Annotated in this window: 18 protein-coding genes; 1 reads left to right on the top strand and 17 read right to left on the bottom strand. The window is 36.2% G+C overall.

Going from position 1 to position 18,221, the window contains the following annotated elements; all coding sequences use genetic code 11:
• Window positions 1–164: 164 nt before the first annotated feature.
• The 17 genes from FD735_RS04520 to FD735_RS04440 form a co-directional block, all read right to left on the bottom strand.
• Window positions 165–1,061 (bottom strand): aldose 1-epimerase family protein, encoded by an 897-nt coding sequence (locus FD735_RS04520; RefSeq protein ID WP_139658592.1) that lies wholly within the window; start codon window positions 1,059–1,061, stop codon window positions 165–167.
• 107 nt (window positions 1,062–1,168) lie between these two features.
• Complete coding sequence (locus FD735_RS04515) at window positions 1,169–2,644, bottom strand: PTS galactitol transporter subunit IIC (RefSeq protein WP_049520803.1); 1,476 nt, start codon at window positions 2,642–2,644, stop codon at window positions 1,169–1,171.
• A gap of 56 nt (window positions 2,645–2,700) precedes the next feature.
• Entirely contained in the window at window positions 2,701–3,006 is a 306-nt protein-coding gene (locus tag FD735_RS04510) for a PTS sugar transporter subunit IIB (RefSeq protein ID WP_000590551.1), read from the bottom strand.
• Window positions 3,007–3,043: 37 nt separating this feature from the next.
• The gene (locus tag FD735_RS04505) at window positions 3,044–3,520 is read right to left on the bottom strand and encodes a PTS sugar transporter subunit IIA (RefSeq protein ID WP_061416918.1); all 477 of its coding nucleotides are present in this window, start codon (window positions 3,518–3,520) and stop codon (window positions 3,044–3,046) included.
• Window positions 3,521–3,711: 191 nt separating this feature from the next.
• Window positions 3,712–4,401, bottom strand: coding sequence for a sugar phosphate nucleotidyltransferase (locus FD735_RS04500; RefSeq protein ID WP_139658590.1), 690 nt, complete (start codon window positions 4,399–4,401; stop codon window positions 3,712–3,714).
• Window positions 4,402–4,412: 11 nt separating this feature from the next.
• A complete protein-coding gene (locus tag FD735_RS04495) occupies window positions 4,413–5,291 on the bottom strand; it encodes a DMT family transporter (RefSeq protein WP_042768437.1) in 879 nt (292 codons plus the stop codon).
• A 1-nt stretch (window position 5,292) separates the two neighbouring features.
• The gene (locus FD735_RS04490) at window positions 5,293–6,150 is read right to left on the bottom strand and encodes a phosphotransferase family protein (protein ID WP_129312830.1); all 858 of its coding nucleotides are present in this window, start codon (window positions 6,148–6,150) and stop codon (window positions 5,293–5,295) included.
• Window positions 6,151–6,166: 16 nt separating this feature from the next.
• Window positions 6,167–7,189: a ribitol-5-phosphate dehydrogenase gene (locus FD735_RS04485; protein ID WP_139658589.1), complete on the bottom strand. Its 1,023-nt coding sequence runs from the start codon at window positions 7,187–7,189 to the stop codon at window positions 6,167–6,169.
• Window positions 7,190–7,193: 4 nt separating this feature from the next.
• Window positions 7,194–7,901 (bottom strand): 2-C-methyl-D-erythritol 4-phosphate cytidylyltransferase, encoded by a 708-nt coding sequence (locus FD735_RS04480; RefSeq protein ID WP_000638514.1) that lies wholly within the window; start codon window positions 7,899–7,901, stop codon window positions 7,194–7,196.
• Window positions 7,902–8,265: 364 nt separating this feature from the next.
• Window positions 8,266–8,436 carry a twin-arginine translocase TatA/TatE family subunit gene (tatA, locus tag FD735_RS04475; RefSeq protein WP_049484393.1) on the bottom strand — a complete coding sequence of 57 codons (171 nt, stop codon included), beginning with the start codon at window positions 8,434–8,436 and terminating at the stop codon, window positions 8,266–8,268.
• A complete protein-coding gene (gene tatC / locus FD735_RS04470) occupies window positions 8,420–9,151 on the bottom strand; it encodes a twin-arginine translocase subunit TatC (protein ID WP_139658588.1) in 732 nt (243 codons plus the stop codon). The genes tatA and tatC overlap by 17 nt, the downstream gene beginning before the upstream one ends.
• Entirely contained in the window at window positions 9,152–10,840 is a 1,689-nt protein-coding gene (locus FD735_RS04465) for an FTR1 family protein (RefSeq protein ID WP_139658587.1), read from the bottom strand.
• Window positions 10,815–12,029: an iron uptake transporter deferrochelatase/peroxidase subunit gene (gene efeB, locus FD735_RS04460; protein ID WP_139658586.1), complete on the bottom strand. Its 1,215-nt coding sequence runs from the start codon at window positions 12,027–12,029 to the stop codon at window positions 10,815–10,817. Before efeB ends, FD735_RS04465 begins: the two co-directional genes overlap by 26 nt.
• A gap of 5 nt (window positions 12,030–12,034) precedes the next feature.
• Window positions 12,035–12,907, bottom strand: coding sequence for an iron uptake system protein EfeO (efeO, locus tag FD735_RS04455; RefSeq protein ID WP_139658585.1), 873 nt, complete (start codon window positions 12,905–12,907; stop codon window positions 12,035–12,037).
• 405 nt (window positions 12,908–13,312) lie between these two features.
• Window positions 13,313–14,401 carry a restriction endonuclease subunit S gene (locus tag FD735_RS04450; RefSeq protein WP_255296297.1) on the bottom strand — a complete coding sequence of 363 codons (1,089 nt, stop codon included), beginning with the start codon at window positions 14,399–14,401 and terminating at the stop codon, window positions 13,313–13,315.
• A 59-nt stretch (window positions 14,402–14,460) separates the two neighbouring features.
• Window positions 14,461–16,515, bottom strand: a complete 2,055-nt coding sequence (locus FD735_RS04445; RefSeq protein ID WP_139658583.1) for an N-6 DNA methylase — start codon at window positions 16,513–16,515, stop codon at window positions 14,461–14,463.
• A gap of 93 nt (window positions 16,516–16,608) precedes the next feature.
• On the bottom strand, window positions 16,609–17,745 hold the full coding sequence (locus FD735_RS04440; protein ID WP_139658582.1) for a hypothetical protein: 1,137 nt from the start codon (window positions 17,743–17,745) through the stop codon (window positions 16,609–16,611).
• A 176-nt stretch (window positions 17,746–17,921) separates the two neighbouring features.
• On the opposite strand from FD735_RS04440, the gene FD735_RS04435 reads away from it, so the two are divergent.
• Complete coding sequence (locus FD735_RS04435) at window positions 17,922–18,215, top strand: hypothetical protein (protein WP_139658581.1); 294 nt, start codon at window positions 17,922–17,924, stop codon at window positions 18,213–18,215.
• Window positions 18,216–18,221 lie beyond the last annotated feature (6 nt).

Genomic DNA, 18,221 nt, shown 5'->3' with positions numbered 1-18,221 from the left:
CCAAGTCCAGGAAATCAAGTTCCTAGAAACAAACTTTCTCCTCGAAAGAGAATATAACAAGTGATTATTTGTTTGTTACAAACATCATTTGTTGCTTACAAACATAATATACTCCTATTTATAGAAAAAGTCAACAGTAAATGTTTGTTTTTGTGGTTTTTTATCTAAAATATTTCAATATCAAAGCCAATCTGATCTACTTGACCAGGTTCTAAGAGACGAACGTTTTTCTTATCTTCTAAATGATCTCCTTCTTCAAGAGATGTTGATAATCCAGACCAAGGTTCAAAGGCAATGAACGGTCCCTTATTCAAAGTTGACCAAATGATGAGATTTGAAAACTCTGCAAAGTGCACTTTTAATCCCTTCTCATGCTTACGAGAACGAAGGGCAATTGTTCTGGATTGTAACTCATCCAAAGTCACTGCATCTGTGCTAAACAAATCATAGCTAAGGTCTAATTCTTTTTGCCCATCCAACCATGGACTTCTATCTTGGAAGTCTAACATTCCTGTTTCTGGGAAAGGTCGTGGAACAGAGCAAGTCTCTTCTTTCTCAAACTCTAAATAGTAATCTTCATAAGTTTCGCCATCTAGTAGAGGACAATTAAATCCTGGATGTCCTCCTATAAAGAATGGCATTACTTTATTCGTTTCTTTATTATAGATTTTGTATTGAGTACGAACAATCTTGCTGGTCACTAGATAAGTGATTTCAAGGCGGAAGTGATAAGGATAGTTTTGATAAGTATTCTCATCATCTTCGATAGCAAAGGTTACGCTGTTTTCTGTTTGATCAACTAAGTCAAATTCTTTTTTACGGACCAAACCGTGACGAGGAATGTTTCCTTTCGTCTCCGTTCCATCTTCGTGATTGTAGAAGGCTGTATCTTCTCTTAAAGAGCCACAGATTGGAAAAAGAACTGGCGCTTGTCCACTCCAGTAAGTGGCATCTCCTTGCCACAAATACTCAATGCCTTCTCGATTCTTGAGCGACGACAAGGCGCCACCTAAGGTTTTAAACTGGACCGTTAACTGGTCTGATTTTACTTCAATTACCATTGTATTCTCCAACTATTTTTAGATTTTTATATAAAAAACTAGGTTGCCACTCCCAATGTAGGAAATTAACAACCTAGTTTTCACAATTTACATTTTATAGGAGCGAATTATTTAGCATTTGCTGCGTATTCTTCGTTACGTTTGATCATTTGTTTTCTATACCAAGCAAAGATACCTACATAGAATACAAGGAAGACTGCTGCACCAAGGATTGCTTTGATATCACCTGTTGTAGCATTACCGATTGCCCAACCAAATAGTTTTTCAATTGGTCCTTCAAGAGTTGAGTGAGTAATCAATTGAGATTGGTTCACACCTTCTGGGAAGGCACCTACACCTTTAGCAAGTTCTGTTGCGAATGGTGCGATAAGAGTACCAGAAAGAAGGAAGAGAGGCAACAAGAGTGTTCCGAAGATAATCATACGGAGCAATTTACCACGTGTAACAACCAAGAGAGCTGGAGTTACACCCATAGCGATGATACCTGCAAGTGGCAAGATACCATTACCGACATTAGAAAGAAGCACAGCTTCTACTAGCATGATTGGAGCAAGTACGTTTGCACAAGCCCAGATTTCAGCACGACCAGCGATGAAAGGCCAGTCAAGACCGATGTTGAATTTACGTCCTTGAAGACGTTTAGTAGCAACGTTTGTAATACCTTGTGAAAGTGGTTCTACGGCTGCGATGAACCAAGATCCGATAAGTGAGAAGAGTTCCAAAGCTACACCGGCAGTCAAACCAAGGCTCAACCAACCTTTAATAACAAGTTCCCATTTATCAGCTCCTTCTACACCTGCAACTGGGTGTGGAGTCCCCATCAAACCAATAACGATACCAAGAATGAAACCGATGAAGAATTTAGATCCCCAGAAACCGATTTTCTTGTTCAATTTTGCAGCGTCAAAGTCATATTTATCAAGACCTGGGAAGAATTTTTCAAAAATCTTATCCAAAACCATGATAACTGGGTTCATCATGTAGTTCATGTGAGTTGAAGTCATTGGTGATGAACTTGGTGCATTAAGAAGGTCGTCGAATGTTGGTTTCATCAAGTCAGAGTTAATGATTTTCAAAACACCTACAAGGACAACTGCTGCAGTTGCGATGAAAAGTGAAACTCCTTGGCTAACACCATTGTTGTCTGCATACCATTTGATCAAAAGACCAGTGATTGACAAGTGCCAGATATCAAAGATATCAACGTCAAGTGTGTCCGTTTTCTTCATTGCAAGCATCACAACGTTGACAATCAACATCACAAGCAAGAAGTAAAGTGTCCAGGCAGATCCCCAAGTAATCGTAGCAAGTGGTGCCCAACCAACGTCAGTGATGTTTAACTGAATACCTGTGTTTTCAACGAATTTCGCAAGTGATGCTGAGAAAGCTCCGTTGAGCATACCGATGATGGCACCGATACCAGTAAGGGCGATGGCAAGTTTAATACCACCTTCAAGCGCTTTGGAGAATTTCACTCCAAATAGTAAGGCCAATACTGTCAAGATGATCAGCATGATGATAGGACCACCCATTTCCAAGACTGGCTTGAAAATCTTATTGGCTAGTTCGATAATGACATCCATAATAGTTCCTCCCGTTTTTTTTTAGTTATATGAATGTTAACAAGATAAAGAATAAATTAGCTTAGTCCGTGTTCTTTGATAGCTGCTTCAATATTGTCAAATACTGGAGCGCTCATTGCTGGAATACGGAACAAGATTGGTCCAGCTTCAATTACTGGAATACCAGGTTCAAAACCAAGGTCAGTTGCAGCGATTGGTGTAAAGATATCATAGCCCTTGATAAGGTCTTCGTTTACATCTTTCACCATGACGGCATCACAGTGAACGTCATAACCACGGTTTGAAAGTTCTTCTTCTAGAGCACTTTTAATTTGGTGACTTGAGTTAACACCTGCACCGCAGGCAGCAAGAATTTTAATCATTTGGATTTCCTCCGATTTTATATTTTAATAGACAAGATTAAGCGGTTGCTTCAGCAATGTAAGCATAAAGTTTTTCTGGTTCGGAAATTTTTGATAAATCTTCCAGATGTCCATTTCCTGTGAAAAAGTCCATCAACTGAGCCAGAATATTTGTTTGACTTGAACTTGAGTTGTTAATGATAAAGAAGAGTAGGGATACTTCTACTTCCTTATCAGGAGCTATCATATTGTGAAAAGTTACTGGTTTTTCTAATCGAACAACCACCACTTTCTCAGCTAGATTATGAACAATATCTGTATGAGGAATCGCTACATTTGGCAAGTCCTTACCTAGAAATTCCATATCTAAACCAGTTGGAAATGACTTTTCACGCGTGATCAAGGCTTCACGATAAGTTGGAGTTACAATTTCTCGTTCTTCCAACAGGGTTGCTACCTGATCAAAGAGTTGTTCTTGATTATCCGCTTCTAAGCAAAACACGAGGTCTTTGTCAAAGAAATGATCTAATCCCATAACATTTTCCCTTCTTTCAATTATCTTTTATGCTATAAGTATAACACTATATGAAATCGTTGTCAATAATTTTTTGTTTTATTTTGTTCATTTTTTTGTAATTTTTGTTTCATTTAAAGAATACAATCAATATCAAACACTCTTGTTATAAAATCCACAAAAAAAGAAGGTCCAAGCCTTCTTCTCTTTCCTTACTTAATGGTAGATAAAATCTCTTCTAACTTATGGTAGTCCTTTACACTATCAATTTCATAGATGCTATTTCCTTCTAATTCTTCGACATAGACATCCAATTCTTTGATATTATCCTTAACCATGTTATCCCAGTAGAGATCAACAAATTCACCACTTTCGTAAGCTTTGTCAATAAAGCTAACAATCTTCTCTGCTGTTGGTGCATCCCAGAATGAAACTCCGCTCAGAATGCGACCAGCCTTACTGTCAACAATAATGTCTTGAACCTTGTAGTCATCACCGTAAACCAAGAACCACTCGTTGGTACAGTCTTCACGATAAACGCTAAAATAGGTAGAACGTTTAAGATCGTTTCGAAACATATTTTTGAAAAGATAGTTATCTGCATCAATGACATAGCTGTTAGCCAAATCTTCTTTTACTAAATAAAGTGAGTAAAAATTATTGTAATCAGCATACTTGTCGTTAAAGATCAAACGGACACCATATTTTTCTTTTAGGTAGTCAAATTGTTCTTTGAGGTAACCGACAACGATGATAATCTCATCAATTCCTCTCTCTTTCAAAAACTCGATTTGGTATTCTACTAAGGGTTTTTGATTAACCTTAACCAAAGCTTTTGGGGTATTTTCAGTCATAGGGCGTAGACGAGTTCCTAAGCCCGCTGCTAAAATAATCGCTTTCACACGAATCTCCTTTATTCTTTAATAATAATATAAACACCAGCCATAACAATAAGTGAAGTGATGATTGTCAGCATATCTAGCGGTGCACCCAAGAAAAGCACTGCAAATAAGACAGTCCAAACTACATAGCTCACATTCAAACCTGTCGCTTTCGCAGGTTGTAAGCGATTAATGGCGATATAATAAGCTAAGTAGGAAATCATATTAAAGGCCGCAAAGACAAGCAAGAGGCCTAGTAACTGCCCATCTGCCACTTCTGCAAACGAATGGTGAGAAAAGAGCACAATCACAAGATAGGACAAGAATGAGGTTACTTGTCGGATTAACAAGGCTTCAATTTCACTTAAATCACTTTCCATAGCATAGGAGCTGAGAACACTTTCACTCCCCCAGGCAATAGCACAGATAAGGGCACAAAGAATCCCAATGTAAAACGAGTTAACTTGTTCAACCTTGTAGGTTTGAGCAATGATCGCTGCAATAATCAAGAAAACACCGAATACTGTATTCTTTGAAACCTTGTGTTTCAAAATGAAGAAGGCTAGCAAAACTGAAACTGCTGGGTAAATAGCTGATACAGATGAAGCTAGAGAACTACCAATATATTTAACCGCATAAAGATTGGCCTGCATACCAATAGGTCCTGCTAGTAAAGCACCGATAATTACACTCACATTTCGAATATTTAAGAAAATCGAAAGACGAACTTTTCTTTCTTTTACCAAAAGAAAAGCTAACAAGATAAAGATACTCAAGAAATCATGAGCAGCAGCCACCACAAAAGGTGAAAGATTTGTAAAAATTGAAAAGATATAAGCACTAATTGTTAGACCTAATCCCCAGAAGATACCAGAGAGCAGACCAAAGGAAACACCATTTTTATTCTTCATCCTAACCTCCATAATAAGTCAAACCTTCGACAGCTCTTTGGTAACGACTGACACCGTAATCTCCAAAATCAGCCCCTTGAGCTTCTTTGTACACTGTCCACAAACTCCAGATAGTATCTTGCAAGATTTTATAGATACGAATTTTCTCACGTGATACAGGCGTTTTGTCACTTTCATAGTAGGAAAGGAAATCATCTTCCTCTTGCTTTGTAAATTCAGACTCTAAGAAAAGAGCTGCCAAATCCCACATCGGGTCATTCATAGAAGAGTATTCCCAGTCAATCAAATACAAACGACCTTGTGGTGACTCGATAAAGTTTTCTGGTACCAAATCGATGTGACAGGACTTTCTATCAACACCCAAATCAGCCAATCTCTTTTCTAGTGAAAATACATCTTTTCTTACAGCTTCATAGTTTTCATAAGGGATAGGTCCCTCAATCAAGGATTCATATTTGCTGATTTCCTCAAAAGGAGCAAATTCTCCTCTTAATTCTTTCCCTGAAGTGTGGATGGTTTGTAAAATTGGTGCAATCTTTTCAAACTTGGATTTGATAGATGTTGAATCAAGAGTTACTGCCGATTCGATGTATTCATTTACTTTAATCCCTGACTCAATATCAAAGAGATAATTTTTGACATCTAAATCTAAATCCTCTAAAAGTTCAAGATTGTACTTTTCATTTTGACGATTGATGAGTTTTTCAGTCCCTTTACCAAAAAATTTCACAATATACTGTTTGTTGGTTGTTTTGACCAAATAGTTTTGGTTGGTCATGCCTCCCAACTGTTCAACACTGAGTACTTCCTCTTCATTAGATAGTAAAGAAGAAATTTTTTCTTTGATGAGTTTTTCCACAATTAACCTCCATCTCCTACACTTCCCACTTAAATACTGTTTTAAAAGCAGTATTAAGGTCTGTAGCAAAGACACGGTGAATGTCCTTGATTTCTCTCACAGGCTCTTCAACATAAAGGATATTCTTCAGACGATTCGCAAACTTTTTAACTTCCATCATTTGAATGGCCATCTCAAAATCGACGCGTCCTGAACGAGATGATCCTACTAATAACAATCCTTTTTCCAAAGCATCTCGTGTATTGATATTAACCTTGTATTCACTTACTCCCATCATGAGAATCGTTCCCTGTGGACGAATATAGCGAATCAAGTCATTGATAGCTGGGCCTGTACCATCGCCACCGCAACACTCAAACCCATGATCAAAGGTCAAATCCTCTGGGATATTATCCGTGATGTAGCACTCTTTTGCAAAAGAGAAGAGCTCCAATTTTTCCCAATGGCGACCAATCACGATAATCGCTGCTTCTGGCAAGGTATAATTGATAATATTTGCAACCACAAAGGCCAAACTACCATCTCCAATAACAGCGATGCGCTCTCGCTTGCTATGAGCAAGATGCAGGAATCGATCCATAGCATGCATACCAACACTTACAAACTCGGTAATGGCAGCAACTGTATCTTCGATATCATTATAAGAAACGACTCGGTCTTTTGGAAGAGAGACAAATTCTCGCATAAAGCCATCGTAACCACTAGATAGGAAGTAGGTGCCAGTCATGTAGTTCTCGTAGAACTCCTTGTCACTCTGCATAGGCGGTTGATTGGGAATCATAACTACCTTTTGACCAACTTCATAAGTCCCAGTTGGATCGGAAATAACAGTTCCACAAGACTCGTGAATCATGGCCATTGGAAGCTTTTTAGCCAATATCTTTGGATCACGTTTCCCTTGATAGTAACGTTGATCCGCATGACAAACCGCCATATAATTTGGACGAATAAGGATATGATTCTCCTGATCAATGTCCTCTTCTTGGTATTTTACATTGATAAACTTTGGTTTTGTCAGTTGATAAATTTGATTAATCATAGCCTTAGTCTTTCTCAATCATGCTTTTCGCGATTTTCAAGTCTGTCACTGTTGTGATTTTAAGGTTTGAATATTCCCCTTTAGCTAGAGCAACATCCTTCCCTTTGATAACAAAAATCTTACATGCATCCGTCAGGATTTCTTTTTCTTGATCAGATAGGGAACCATACAAATCCATGAAATCCTTACAACGGAAAGTCTGAGGTGTTTGACCTTGATAAAGGTGAGCACGATTTGGAATATCAGTGATAAACTGACCATTAGTACTTTCAACAATGGTATCAACTGCTTCTACTACTGTGTCAACCGCATCATGATTTTGCGCCAGTTTGATATTGTCCTGAATCATGCGAAGTGTGATAAAAGGACGAACAGAGTCGTGGGTAATCACAATATCTTCTGGAGTGATTGGACGATAGGCATCAATAGCTTCTATAATCTTCTCGATACTGGTATTGCGATCAGCACCACCCTTGGTAATGATGATACGATCCTTGTGAAGAGAAAGATACTTGTCAACTAGGTCCTCAGCGTGTGACACCCAGTCTCCATGGACTCCAACTACAATTTTTTCAATACTTGGTTCTAAAACAAATTTTTCGATTGTGTGGATCAAAATAGGTCGATCACCCAACTCCAAGAATTGTTTTGGTAAATTACTGATTCCCATGCGTGTGCCAGTTCCTCCGGCTAGGATTCCTGCATAGATCATTTATATTCTCCTTTAGTTTATTCTAAAAAACTCATTACTATCTATTATATCACAATCTATCTTTATCATGAAGAAAAGACAGAGCGTCATTTAGTCTAATCGACGCACCATTTAAGGTAAAAAGTGAACAATATGTTACTAAATCTGTAAAGACCATAACAAATTAAGAAATAAAAATAGGTTATCCTCTATATTATCCGTCCAACGTTCGGTTAATATAGAGTTCTTTAGAATATAATAGAAACCTTAAAGAAAGCTTAAACGCATTTTTTGAATACAAAAATAAGCTAGGAAACTGTTCAAATTTGTCTAGACAACTACAGTTCCTAACTTTATTGTTTTTATTTGTAAAAGATGGAATAGATTATTTTTCCTGTTCTTGGTCACTAAGTCCTTTAACTGCCTTCTTAAACTCAGACAGCATTTTACCAATTGATTCACCCAGTTCTGGTAATCGTTTTGGTCCAAAGATTAAGAGCGCACCTAGAACGATGATAATCAATCCTGGAGCACCGATATCACGTAAAATTCCCATTCTTTTCTCCTTTCATTTTTTTCTTTATTATTCTCTTGCTAATTGCAATACTAAGCTCATAGAGCGAGATTAAAGGAATAGTCATGGCTAAATCGCTAATAAAATCAGCAGGTGTCAAAATAACAGCGAGTACCAATAAAATAAAGTAGGCATAACGTCTATAGGTAACTAAGAGACTTGGTCCAATCAAGCCAATCGACGTTAAAAAAGCGATGATGACTGGCAATTCAAAGATGAATGCCAAAGGGATAGTTGTTTGGAAAACAAAGTCTAAGTAGTTCTGCGCCGTTAATTGAGTTTCAAATAATCCTTCCCCTAGTCCTAAAAGCACTTGAAGTAAGGCAGGTGTTACAAAGTAGAATCCAAAGGCTAGTCCAAGTAGAAAGCAAATAAAACTAGCTGGAATATAGGCAAAAATGGCTCTTGCTTCTTCTATTTTCAAGCCTGGTTTGATAAAACTCCAAATCTGATAAATTGTAAAAGGTAGAGTAATAGTAAAGGACATTAGGCTCGCTAAGCGAAAATAAATCCACAGAATATCATTTGGACCTAATACAATCAATTTTTGATTAAAGGACTGAGTTAGATAGTAGTAGAGCTGATCTGCAAACAATAAAGCTCCACAAAAGACTATAGAAAAGCAGGCTATAACAGCAATGAACCTCTTTCTAAATTCTACCAGATGTTCAACGATTGTCAATTCTTTTGTATCCATCTACTTTTCACCCTGTCTCAATGTGACAACCAAAACAATTATCAAAAAGACTAGCTGACTTCCTAAACCTTCCCAACTTGGATAGATACCCAATAGGTCGATCGTTGGGAAACCTGATATTAAGTGATTTGGAGCCATATTAGTCAGCTGGAGTGCATGCAAACTAACACCTAGCATCTTGAAAGCCAGAGCATAAATCATCCATGTCAAGATAAAGAAGATCTTGTGAGGGAGAATAAATTGACTCGCCTTATTCATCAGAAATGCGATAACTAGCAAGACGAACAAAGCCAGAGAAATACCTAGAATAAACTCAAAATGAGATATTCTCGGTAAAATTCCTACATAAAATAGTATGGTCTCTGCCCCTTCACGAAAAACAGCTAGAAAACTAAGAGCAAACATGGAAATGAAAGAACCTGTCCTGGTCACCGTTTTCATCTGTGAATCCATAAAGTCATTCCATTTTTTGACCGAGGATTTACTGTGAAGCCAGATACCGATCAAAATCATCATCACTACTGCAAAAATACCAACAGATCCTTCAATGATTTCACGATTGGAGCCTGATGTCACTGCTGGAAAGGCAATTTGCAGGATAAAAGCAATAAGGAGACTAGCCATAATTCCAGTGATAGCACCACCATAAACCCACTTGAGTCCTTTACGCATCTTGGCTGCTTTCAAGGTCGTCACCAAGGCCATGACGATTAAGAGAGCCTCTACCCCTTCTCTCAGGAGAATGAGCATAGCATCAAAGGCATTGTAACGTGCGCTGGTATCAATTTGTGATAAATCTGCAATCAGTTTTTCTAATTTTTCTTGATATTCCTTCTCACTTCCCTTGACCATAATCACAGGGCTTTCACTTTCAACTCGTGTATAGAGGGAAGGATTGGTCGTGCTAACAGAACCCTCAATCGTTGGCCAGATAGTGATGAATTCCTTCATACTAGCTGCTCCTGATGCTTGGTCACCAGCTTGGAATTGTTCTAAAGCCTTCTTCAAAAGGGCAATACCGTCTTTGAGACTTAAATCAGAAGATGCTTCTGCGACTTCTTTTCCAGTTACAAAATCATCAATAGCCTTTTTTAAGTCTTCAAAGGAAGTCTGGATGGAGTTAAAATCAGTAGGCTCAGTTTCTATGCTACTACGCAAGAAGGAGATAGCTGTTTCAACACGTCCATAATGGGCCGTACTATTATCACGAACCACACTTTCATTGATGGTCCAAGTGGAATTCATCTTTTTATAGGCTTCTCGAATTTGCTCTATGTCTTTGGAAGAAATTGCCTTATCCAAAGTCTCAAAACGTGGTTTTAGTCGACTAACAAGCTTTTCTTTTTCAGCATCAAGATCTACCGGATTTTGCTCTTTCTCAAATGCAAGAAGAGCAGATGAAATCTGTGTCAGATTTTCTTCACTAATCTCCCCTGACAGAGCAAGTTTCTCTTTGACAACCTTTCCAGCTTCTGAATCAGCATGTTCTACTGTTTCAAAATCCATCGCCATTTCTCTAACTAGGGCCTTGGCTTCTGCCCGATTTCCATTTTTTAAAGCCTGAGAGGCATCCGTAATCTTTACAAAATAAGAACTCAGACTTTCCTTCGCACTAACTGGAGAAATAGCTAGCAAGAGAAAAGATAAAGCCAAGAAACAAATGTTAGTCTTCCAATAATTTCTGACCAATATAGCCTCCTTTCTCTATTCCACCAAAGCAGGCAAAAAGACCACTACCGATGTGTGTTACATACTCATTCATCTTGTCTGTAGCTCCGAGGTTGGTTTGAACCTTGACAAAATGATCTGGATCCTTTTGGAAAGAAATAAAGAGTAAACCCGTGTCAAATTGTCCAGTCTTTTCATCAATGCCATCTGAGTATGAATAGGATCGTCGTAAGAGTGGCTTATCTACCTCTTTGGCTAATCGAACATGCGAATCATCTGGTAAAAGACTCAAATCGACTTCATCAAACTCATTCTTCTTACCAAAGGGAGCGCCACTTTCCTTGTAGCGACCAAAGGTATTTTCTTGCTCTTCAAGATTGGTTCGATCCCAAGTATCGAGAAACATCTGGATGCGGCGAACAGCCATATAGGATCCATTTTCCATCCAGTCCTTGCTATCAGCCCAGACAACTCGGTCAAAATCCTTCTCTTTGGTCACATTAGCTGTTCCATCCTTGAAACCAAAAAGGTTACGTGGTGTCTCCAGACGATCTCCAATAGCAGCAAAACCAGATTGGCTCCAACGGAGAATCACCGCATTTCTCCCTTTACGGATAAGGTTGCGAATAGCATGAAAAGCAACTTGCTCGTCATCTGCACAGGCTTGGATAACAATATCTCCCCCAGTATATTTTTCACGTAGTTGCTCTTTTGGGAAGGGAGGTAAATCCTTAAAAAGTTGAGGACGTTTTTGCTCTAATTTCATCTTTTTCAGGAAACTAGCAGATACACCAAAAGTCAGCGTTAAACGATGAGGATTTAGCCCCACGGTTTCTCCAGTGTCACTAGGTGGCAAGAGGGCATTCGGACCATCTTTTTTAACCAATTCCCCCTCGACCAACTTGGCACTATAATCCGTCCAATCCTTGAACAACTGGATAATCTTATCCTTATCTGTCGTATGCAAATCTAGAACAACAAAATAAATATTCTTCTGCATAGGGGTCGTGATACCCGCTTGGTGTTTCCCATAAAAGTCAATCTTTTCATTACCGTACGAGATTTTTTCCTGCTTGTCTAACCTAGGTGCTAAAAAAGCGGAGGCACCGGAGAGACCTAGAGCTAGTCCAGCACCTCCAATACCCGCTTTTTTTAGAAATTCTCGACGGTCCATTTTTTTCTCAAAAAAATTTTCGTCTTTCTTAGTCATACTGCTTATTCTCCATCAAGAAATTTGCCCATTTGTGATAGAGGTTCACCAAGTTTTGTCACGGCTTCAGCCAATTCCTTGGTGTCTTCTTTTGTTAAGTCTGTATAAAGTTTGTAGTGCTCCTTGTCCGTCATATGTTTGTCCAACAAGCTATTAACAGACTTGAAATCTGCTTCCAATTCTTTAACTAAATCAGCATCTGATTTTTCTAGTAAAGGTTTAAAGAGTTGGAAAATCTTCTCAGCACCTTCAATATTGGCACGGAAGTCATACAAGTCTGTATGAGAATAAATTTCTTCTTCACCTGTAATCTTGCTTGTCGCTACTTCATTAAGCAAGTCAACTGCCCCAGTCAACATAACCTTGTAGTCCACATCTACAGTCGCAATCTTAGCTTTCAATTCCTTAATATCATTGACCAATTGGTCACCGTATTTTTCAGTCCCTTTTGTGGTATTATCTTCCCAAAGGATACGCTCAATACGGTGGAAACCAGACCAGCCTTCCTCAGTCTTATTTTCATCTACGTAGTCTGCCAAACGAAAGTCAATCTTGACATCTGACTCACCAAAGCTCTCAGCTATGGGTTCTGAACGCTCATAAGACATACGAACTAATGGATAAGCTTTCTTTGCTTCCTCCAGTTTCCCCTCTTTCAAAAGTTGAACAAAGCCCTCAGTATCGGTCAAAAGTTTATCAATTTGCTCTTGTACAAAAGTCTTATAGTCAGCAGTGGCCTTATCCAGCATTTTTTGCTTGTCTTCAGACAAGGCTGTCACCTTAGAGGAATCATTTGTCTCGGTTGATTTTTCAAAACGGACTGCACATGCTGTCAATAGCAAGGCTGAAGATAAAAGGACAAAACCTAGTTTTTTCATTGTATACTCCTATTGGTTCAGAAGACCTGAATTTATTTTACGCTCTATTATAACATGTATTTCCTCATTTTTCAATAAATTGTCAGAAAATTTAATGTTAGCTATCTAAAACTAATAATAGACTTTTGCCCCTAAAATTGATAAAATAAAAAAGAAAATAATAGAAAAAGGAAACTGTAAACCGCCATGATGAACATGCAAAACATCCGTAGTAGTTTTTTAAGAAACCTAAATCTTAAAAATGTTATTTTTATAGCTTCTATAGTTTATTAAATTATTTTTATTTAGATTCAATTTTTAAAAATAAGTCAAAAAATAGTCACTGTAGTATCTAGATTGTACAAAAAAGCAACACTGAATTCGATGTTGCTTTTTTTATATCTTAAATATGTTTAATTTAAAAAATTAGTTTTTAGCTACTACTTTCTTAGTTGCATCAATTCGGTTATTTGTATACTGAACCACATCTCTAATAGCTAATTTTGATACAGCTCTTGCAAAGATTTCCATGAAATCAAATGCTATTTCATCATTTATAACTGGCAAAGCAATATTCTTATTTTTAACAACATTCCAGCCACCAAGTTTCATTTTATAAGAATAAATTGGTAAGTCAGTTACTTTGTTGATAGCTCTGACTATGAAGAGGTACTGGTAATTGGATAGTTTCTGCTCTTCATCAGTCCATTTAATAGCATATGCATCTGATAAAACAGTAAATTCTCTTGACTGGAAATATGCTCTATACACATCACTGTTGGATGGAATAGAAATCACATCTTTTAAGATCGTTGCCCCTTCTTTTGGAGCAAAATAGTTCAAACCTTGGTTTCTAAAGCTAGAAGTCAAACAAGGTAAATCGTAATTATCAATCGCTTCTGTTGGTAAGTCTTTAGCTTTGTAAGGTAATTTCTTGGTACTGATACGACTAAATAGGCTACCAATACGATATTCTCTCCACTCCATAGAATCATAATCTTGAAGAGCTTTCAGCTCTTCATCGGACAATTCATAATTGTCCAATCCGCTTACTTTTAAGTAAGCGGATAGCTCCGCTATACGCTCTGCCTCTAGCTCCGCTATAAAGGACTCCATAAATTCAAAGTCTATTTGATTGTTACATGTTGGAAGTAAGATAATCTCCTCTTTCAACGAAGATAAAGTAGGATAACTAGAATACCCACTATATTTCGATAAAGCTCTATTGATTACTACAATCAACCATTGATTAAACAATTTTTCAATGTTAGGTTCCAGTATAAACATATTCTGACTAGAATACCATTCTTTTTGTCTTAACTGTGCATGAATAGCTCCTATCTGACTTATTGAAATACAGTGAGCTTTATTTGGTTTTGAATCTAATTTTTTTACATATCCTTGAAGTCCATAATCGGTTTGTGTTCGACCAATAAATTCATAAGTATCTGTTGACTTTTTAACAAAATTCATCTTTCCTGCATCATATCCACGAGAGGTTGAAATAGAGAACAAGTCATCTAATCTATATTCGCCCCACTCAACATTTGCTAATTTTTGATTGAGTGAGGCATCTATTTTCCCAGCATTTCATCTTCAGTAGATTGATTTTGTAAAAGATTGGAAACTTCCCAAGCTAGATAATTACTAATAGTTTTCTTGAAATCATTCAGTGTTGGTTTCAAGTCAATCGGTGCGGTTTGATTCCAGTCATCACCTTTTGATACATCAATATTACCTTCATAGTATTCTGATTCTGTTAGATAATGTAGCTTGCTTTTACCATATTTCACCAAATCTACCACTTCTTGATACTTTTCTTTAGCATGGTCTGTATCTCTAAGATTATTACTAGATTTCTTACGATTGCTTCTGGTATAACCATCATTTGTAAAATCAATAAATTTTACCGTATAGTCATTTTCGTGTGCTTCGCCCACTCGAAAAACATAGATATAGGTCTGAACACTAGATTTCCCTACAAACAAGTCTATAGGCATTTTGATACTTGCTAACAAACGATTAGACTTCAATATTTCCTTGTTAATTTCAGAAGCCTTACCACTACCAGCGGATCCCTGAATGATGATAGATGCATAGCCTTTATCCATCATAGAAAGTGCACGTTTAACAAAAATCATACCATTGCCATCTGCTGAATATGGAGGATTAAGGACAAATGCTGTCGCTGGAAACCTCTCGTCAGTCTTGCCATAGCCATACTTACCATTAAATTGTGTTAGAGAGTCTTCGTTGATGATGTTTGATGAACCATCCCCCATCATAATCATGTTTAGAACAGCAAGCATATAAACAGATGATAAGATTTCTAACCCTAAGAGTTGATTAGCTTTAATTTCGGCCTCTTTTTTGTATAGTTCATCAGGAGAAGTAATTTTAGCTTTGGCGTCATTAAGCATTTCATTCATAGCTGATACCAAAAGTCCAGCAGAACCAGTTGCAAAGTCCCAAACATAAGAGTCTTTATCAACACGAGCTAATTTTACTAATAATGTAGCTACGTATGATGGAGTTAGAACAACATCATTTAACTTATCTTGTGTAAAACCTAACCATGAATACATCTCATTGAAAAGTTTTCCAGTAAAGTCAGTGTTCAAACCAATCTTGTAGTAAATCCCCAAATCGTCAACAATTTTGCTGAATACTCGTTTTAATTGACTTTCACCATTTACAGGCTTGTTGATATTTTCTGTAGTTAGTGTATTTTTCAGCGTGCGAATGATTAGCTCTTTTTTGGCTTTTGGAATTTTTTTCTCTTTCAAGAAAGAGTTAACTTTTCGAATAACAATATCACCATCTCTATTTTCTTCCTCAGTTGATGATTTTAAATCTTCCTTATCTAATGGTTTTACTTTACCAGGTACACCTAGAGTAGCAATAATAGAAGCAGCAACTAGATACACACGGTCGTTTTCTCCTAAACCTTTTTCATTTTGATAAATATCATTGTTAAGTTTAGTTAAACTTGCATCAATTTCTTTCTCACGTTGCTCTTTTAATTTTTCAGCTTCCTCAGCAGTCAACTCCAAAGCTTTTACTTTCTCAATAAAGGCATCAAAGTTTCTAGATTTCAAAAAAGAGAGATCAGTATAATCATCTACTTTTTGACCAATACCAAAGTTATCTTTCGAAACATAGTAGACACCGATTTGAGTTTGAATTTCACCATTCTCATCTTTATATCCAGTAACTCCTATAGAAATAATATTGGTATAGCTTGTATAATGTAATAATGCGTTTGCATAGTGTACTGCCCCGTTAACAGCAAAGGAATTAATATTTGAGTAATTGGGTTCATTCTTACTCTTTCGATTATCTACCTGACCATCGCTATCAAGCTTCTCTAATTTATCTTTATAACCTTTATACTCAATTAAAATCGGCCAATAATCTGTGTGCTTATCTTGTAGTAATAATTTTGCATCAGGGCGATTCCCACCTTTACCACCATTCTTTGAAGCATACTCCAATAAAGCCTTATCGATTTCAGAATTTAATGTTTCTTGTTCTAATTTATAATCTAAATCATAAGATTTCAACCAACCATTGACTAAATCAGCCACCATAGGCTCAACCGATTGAATTTTTGCTTTCCCTTTTGCCATTTAATAAAACTCCTATTTCGACAGTATTTCATGCTATTATACCATGAATTATCGTAGATAAAGTATAATCCACAAAAAAATGTTGTTTACAAACTATTTAACAGTGCTTTCAAATTCATCTATTTGTTTTATTTCCAATAACTTTAGAAATCTATCTTCTGAAAAACGATGTGATGCTTTAATCAAAAACATCTCACTATCAAAATACTCCTGCTCAATATTACCAAATATATCTTTTTGCAAATTCTCTAATTGTTCAATATAAACTTCACTTGCTTCTAACAATTCCAACATAACATCCATTTCATTTTTTTCTGCTCTAGTAATATAGTACCCATATTCTTCTGAACTTCTACTTATATCTAAAATCATTAACTCATCACCTAGTTTTAAATCATCAAGTAAAATACTATAAGCTCTATTTCCTAGTGAATTATTTGTATTCTTATTAAGAATCGGTTCAAGTATGTCTTTGTTTGATTTACGAAACGCATCTTCAAAATTTTGAAAATGAATTATTTCTTTTTTTAATTGATAACGACCATTACTGTCTTTAGATTCATAAGTGTAATCACTTCTTAAAAACTCTAAAAAATTTTCAAAAATTGTTTCAGACACATCAGAAAGACAAAATAAATAAACAGACTCCGCAAATGTATCAACATGATTATTTTTAGAATCATTTTCAAAAATACATTCATAATTTTTATAATGTTCTGTATATTGTTCAAATGCAAGTTCTCTCGCATATGGAACATAATCCAATAATATTTTTTCGATATAAAAAGAATATTCCTCGTCACTTTCCAAATCTAAAAATAAATTCAAAAAGAAATTGAATTTATCTTTTTGTGTAAATTCTTTATCAACCCCCCAAAACAATTCTTGAAGTGTTCTAAATTCTAAATTTTCACTTCTCATTCTTTCCTCATCTGATTTTATAGAAGACGTTGAAATTAAATCAGGTTTCAATTTAATATTATCAATCAACGACTGAGCAACTGTAAGTGATAATTTTTCAACGAGTATATCTGAATCTAATTCTCGTATTTCTTTTATAATTTTTGGTTTATTTTTGTAAATGTGAGTATTTCTAATTTTTTTTAGTTTCTTATATCTAATATCTCTACTATTTCTCAAAGATACTCTTCTAGAATTTATCAACTCAATACGTTCATTTATTCGTTTCTGACAATTAGACAAATAATATTTCAATAAATTAGTTACCATAATACACCTCTATAAAAAAAAACGGATTATTTCAGCTAAGATTATAACATTCAATCCTTATATTTTCAATTTTTAGGTGATATGATTAAAGCATATAGAAATTACAAGTTGAATTTCTATTCGATATCTCCTGCTAGTGGAGAACTTGCTAGCTAGAAAGTTAAGAGGTAGTCAATATGATTACAAACTTGAAGCAGACGCTTCGTAAATTATATGCTTACAGGTTGATAAACTACGGAAACACAGCTTATCAACATATTACTAATGACTGGCATTTTGAAAATGTACCAACTCAATTAAAAGAGCTCTGGCATGGACAAGATGTTGTTTCTTTCATAACTCTATCTATCGCTTATGACTCAGATATTGATTTTATGTCACATCATGAGCTAGTTCGCAGGATTGATAATGAATATTATCTAATAGCTCGTTTGGAAAAAATTTTTTCAGACCTTAGAAAAAGAAAGTAGGTACTA

The sequence above is a fragment of the Streptococcus sp. 1643 genome (assembly GCF_006228325.1).
GTDB lineage: Bacteria > Bacillota > Bacilli > Lactobacillales > Streptococcaceae > Streptococcus.
This window is presented reverse-complemented; position numbering and strand designations above follow the sequence as displayed.

Bases quoted from the DNA above. Each gene is read 5' to 3' on its own strand.
- FD735_RS04520 (WP_139658592.1), bottom strand. From the start codon at position 1,061: ATGGTAATTGAAGTAAAATCAGACCAGTTAACGGTCCAGTTTAAAACC.
- FD735_RS04515 (WP_049520803.1), bottom strand. From the start codon at position 2,644: ATGGATGTCATTATCGAACTAGCCAATAAGATTTTCAAGCCAGTCTTG.
- FD735_RS04510 (WP_000590551.1), bottom strand. From the start codon at position 3,006: ATGATTAAAATTCTTGCTGCCTGCGGTGCAGGTGTTAACTCAAGTCAC.
- FD735_RS04505 (WP_061416918.1), bottom strand. From the start codon at position 3,520: ATGGGATTAGATCATTTCTTTGACAAAGACCTCGTGTTTTGCTTAGAA.
- FD735_RS04495 (WP_042768437.1), bottom strand. From the start codon at position 5,291: ATGAAGAATAAAAATGGTGTTTCCTTTGGTCTGCTCTCTGGTATCTTC.
- FD735_RS04485 (WP_139658589.1), bottom strand. From the start codon at position 7,189: ATGATTAATCAAATTTATCAACTGACAAAACCAAAGTTTATCAATGTA.
- FD735_RS04480 (WP_000638514.1), bottom strand. From the start codon at position 7,901: ATGATCTATGCAGGAATCCTAGCCGGAGGAACTGGCACACGCATGGGA.
- tatA (WP_049484393.1), bottom strand. From the start codon at position 8,436: ATGGGAATTTTACGTGATATCGGTGCTCCAGGATTGATTATCATCGTT.
- tatC (WP_139658588.1), bottom strand. From the start codon at position 9,151: ATGGATACAAAAGAATTGACAATCGTTGAACATCTGGTAGAATTTAGA.
- efeB (WP_139658586.1), bottom strand. From the start codon at position 12,029: ATGACTAAGAAAGACGAAAATTTTTTTGAGAAAAAAATGGACCGTCGA.
- efeO (WP_139658585.1), bottom strand. From the start codon at position 12,907: ATGAAAAAACTAGGTTTTGTCCTTTTATCTTCAGCCTTGCTATTGACA.
- FD735_RS04445 (WP_139658583.1), bottom strand. From the start codon at position 16,515: ATGGCAAAAGGGAAAGCAAAAATTCAATCGGTTGAGCCTATGGTGGCT.
- FD735_RS04440 (WP_139658582.1), bottom strand. From the start codon at position 17,745: ATGGTAACTAATTTATTGAAATATTATTTGTCTAATTGTCAGAAACGA.
- FD735_RS04435 (WP_139658581.1), top strand. From the start codon at position 17,922: ATGATTACAAACTTGAAGCAGACGCTTCGTAAATTATATGCTTACAGG.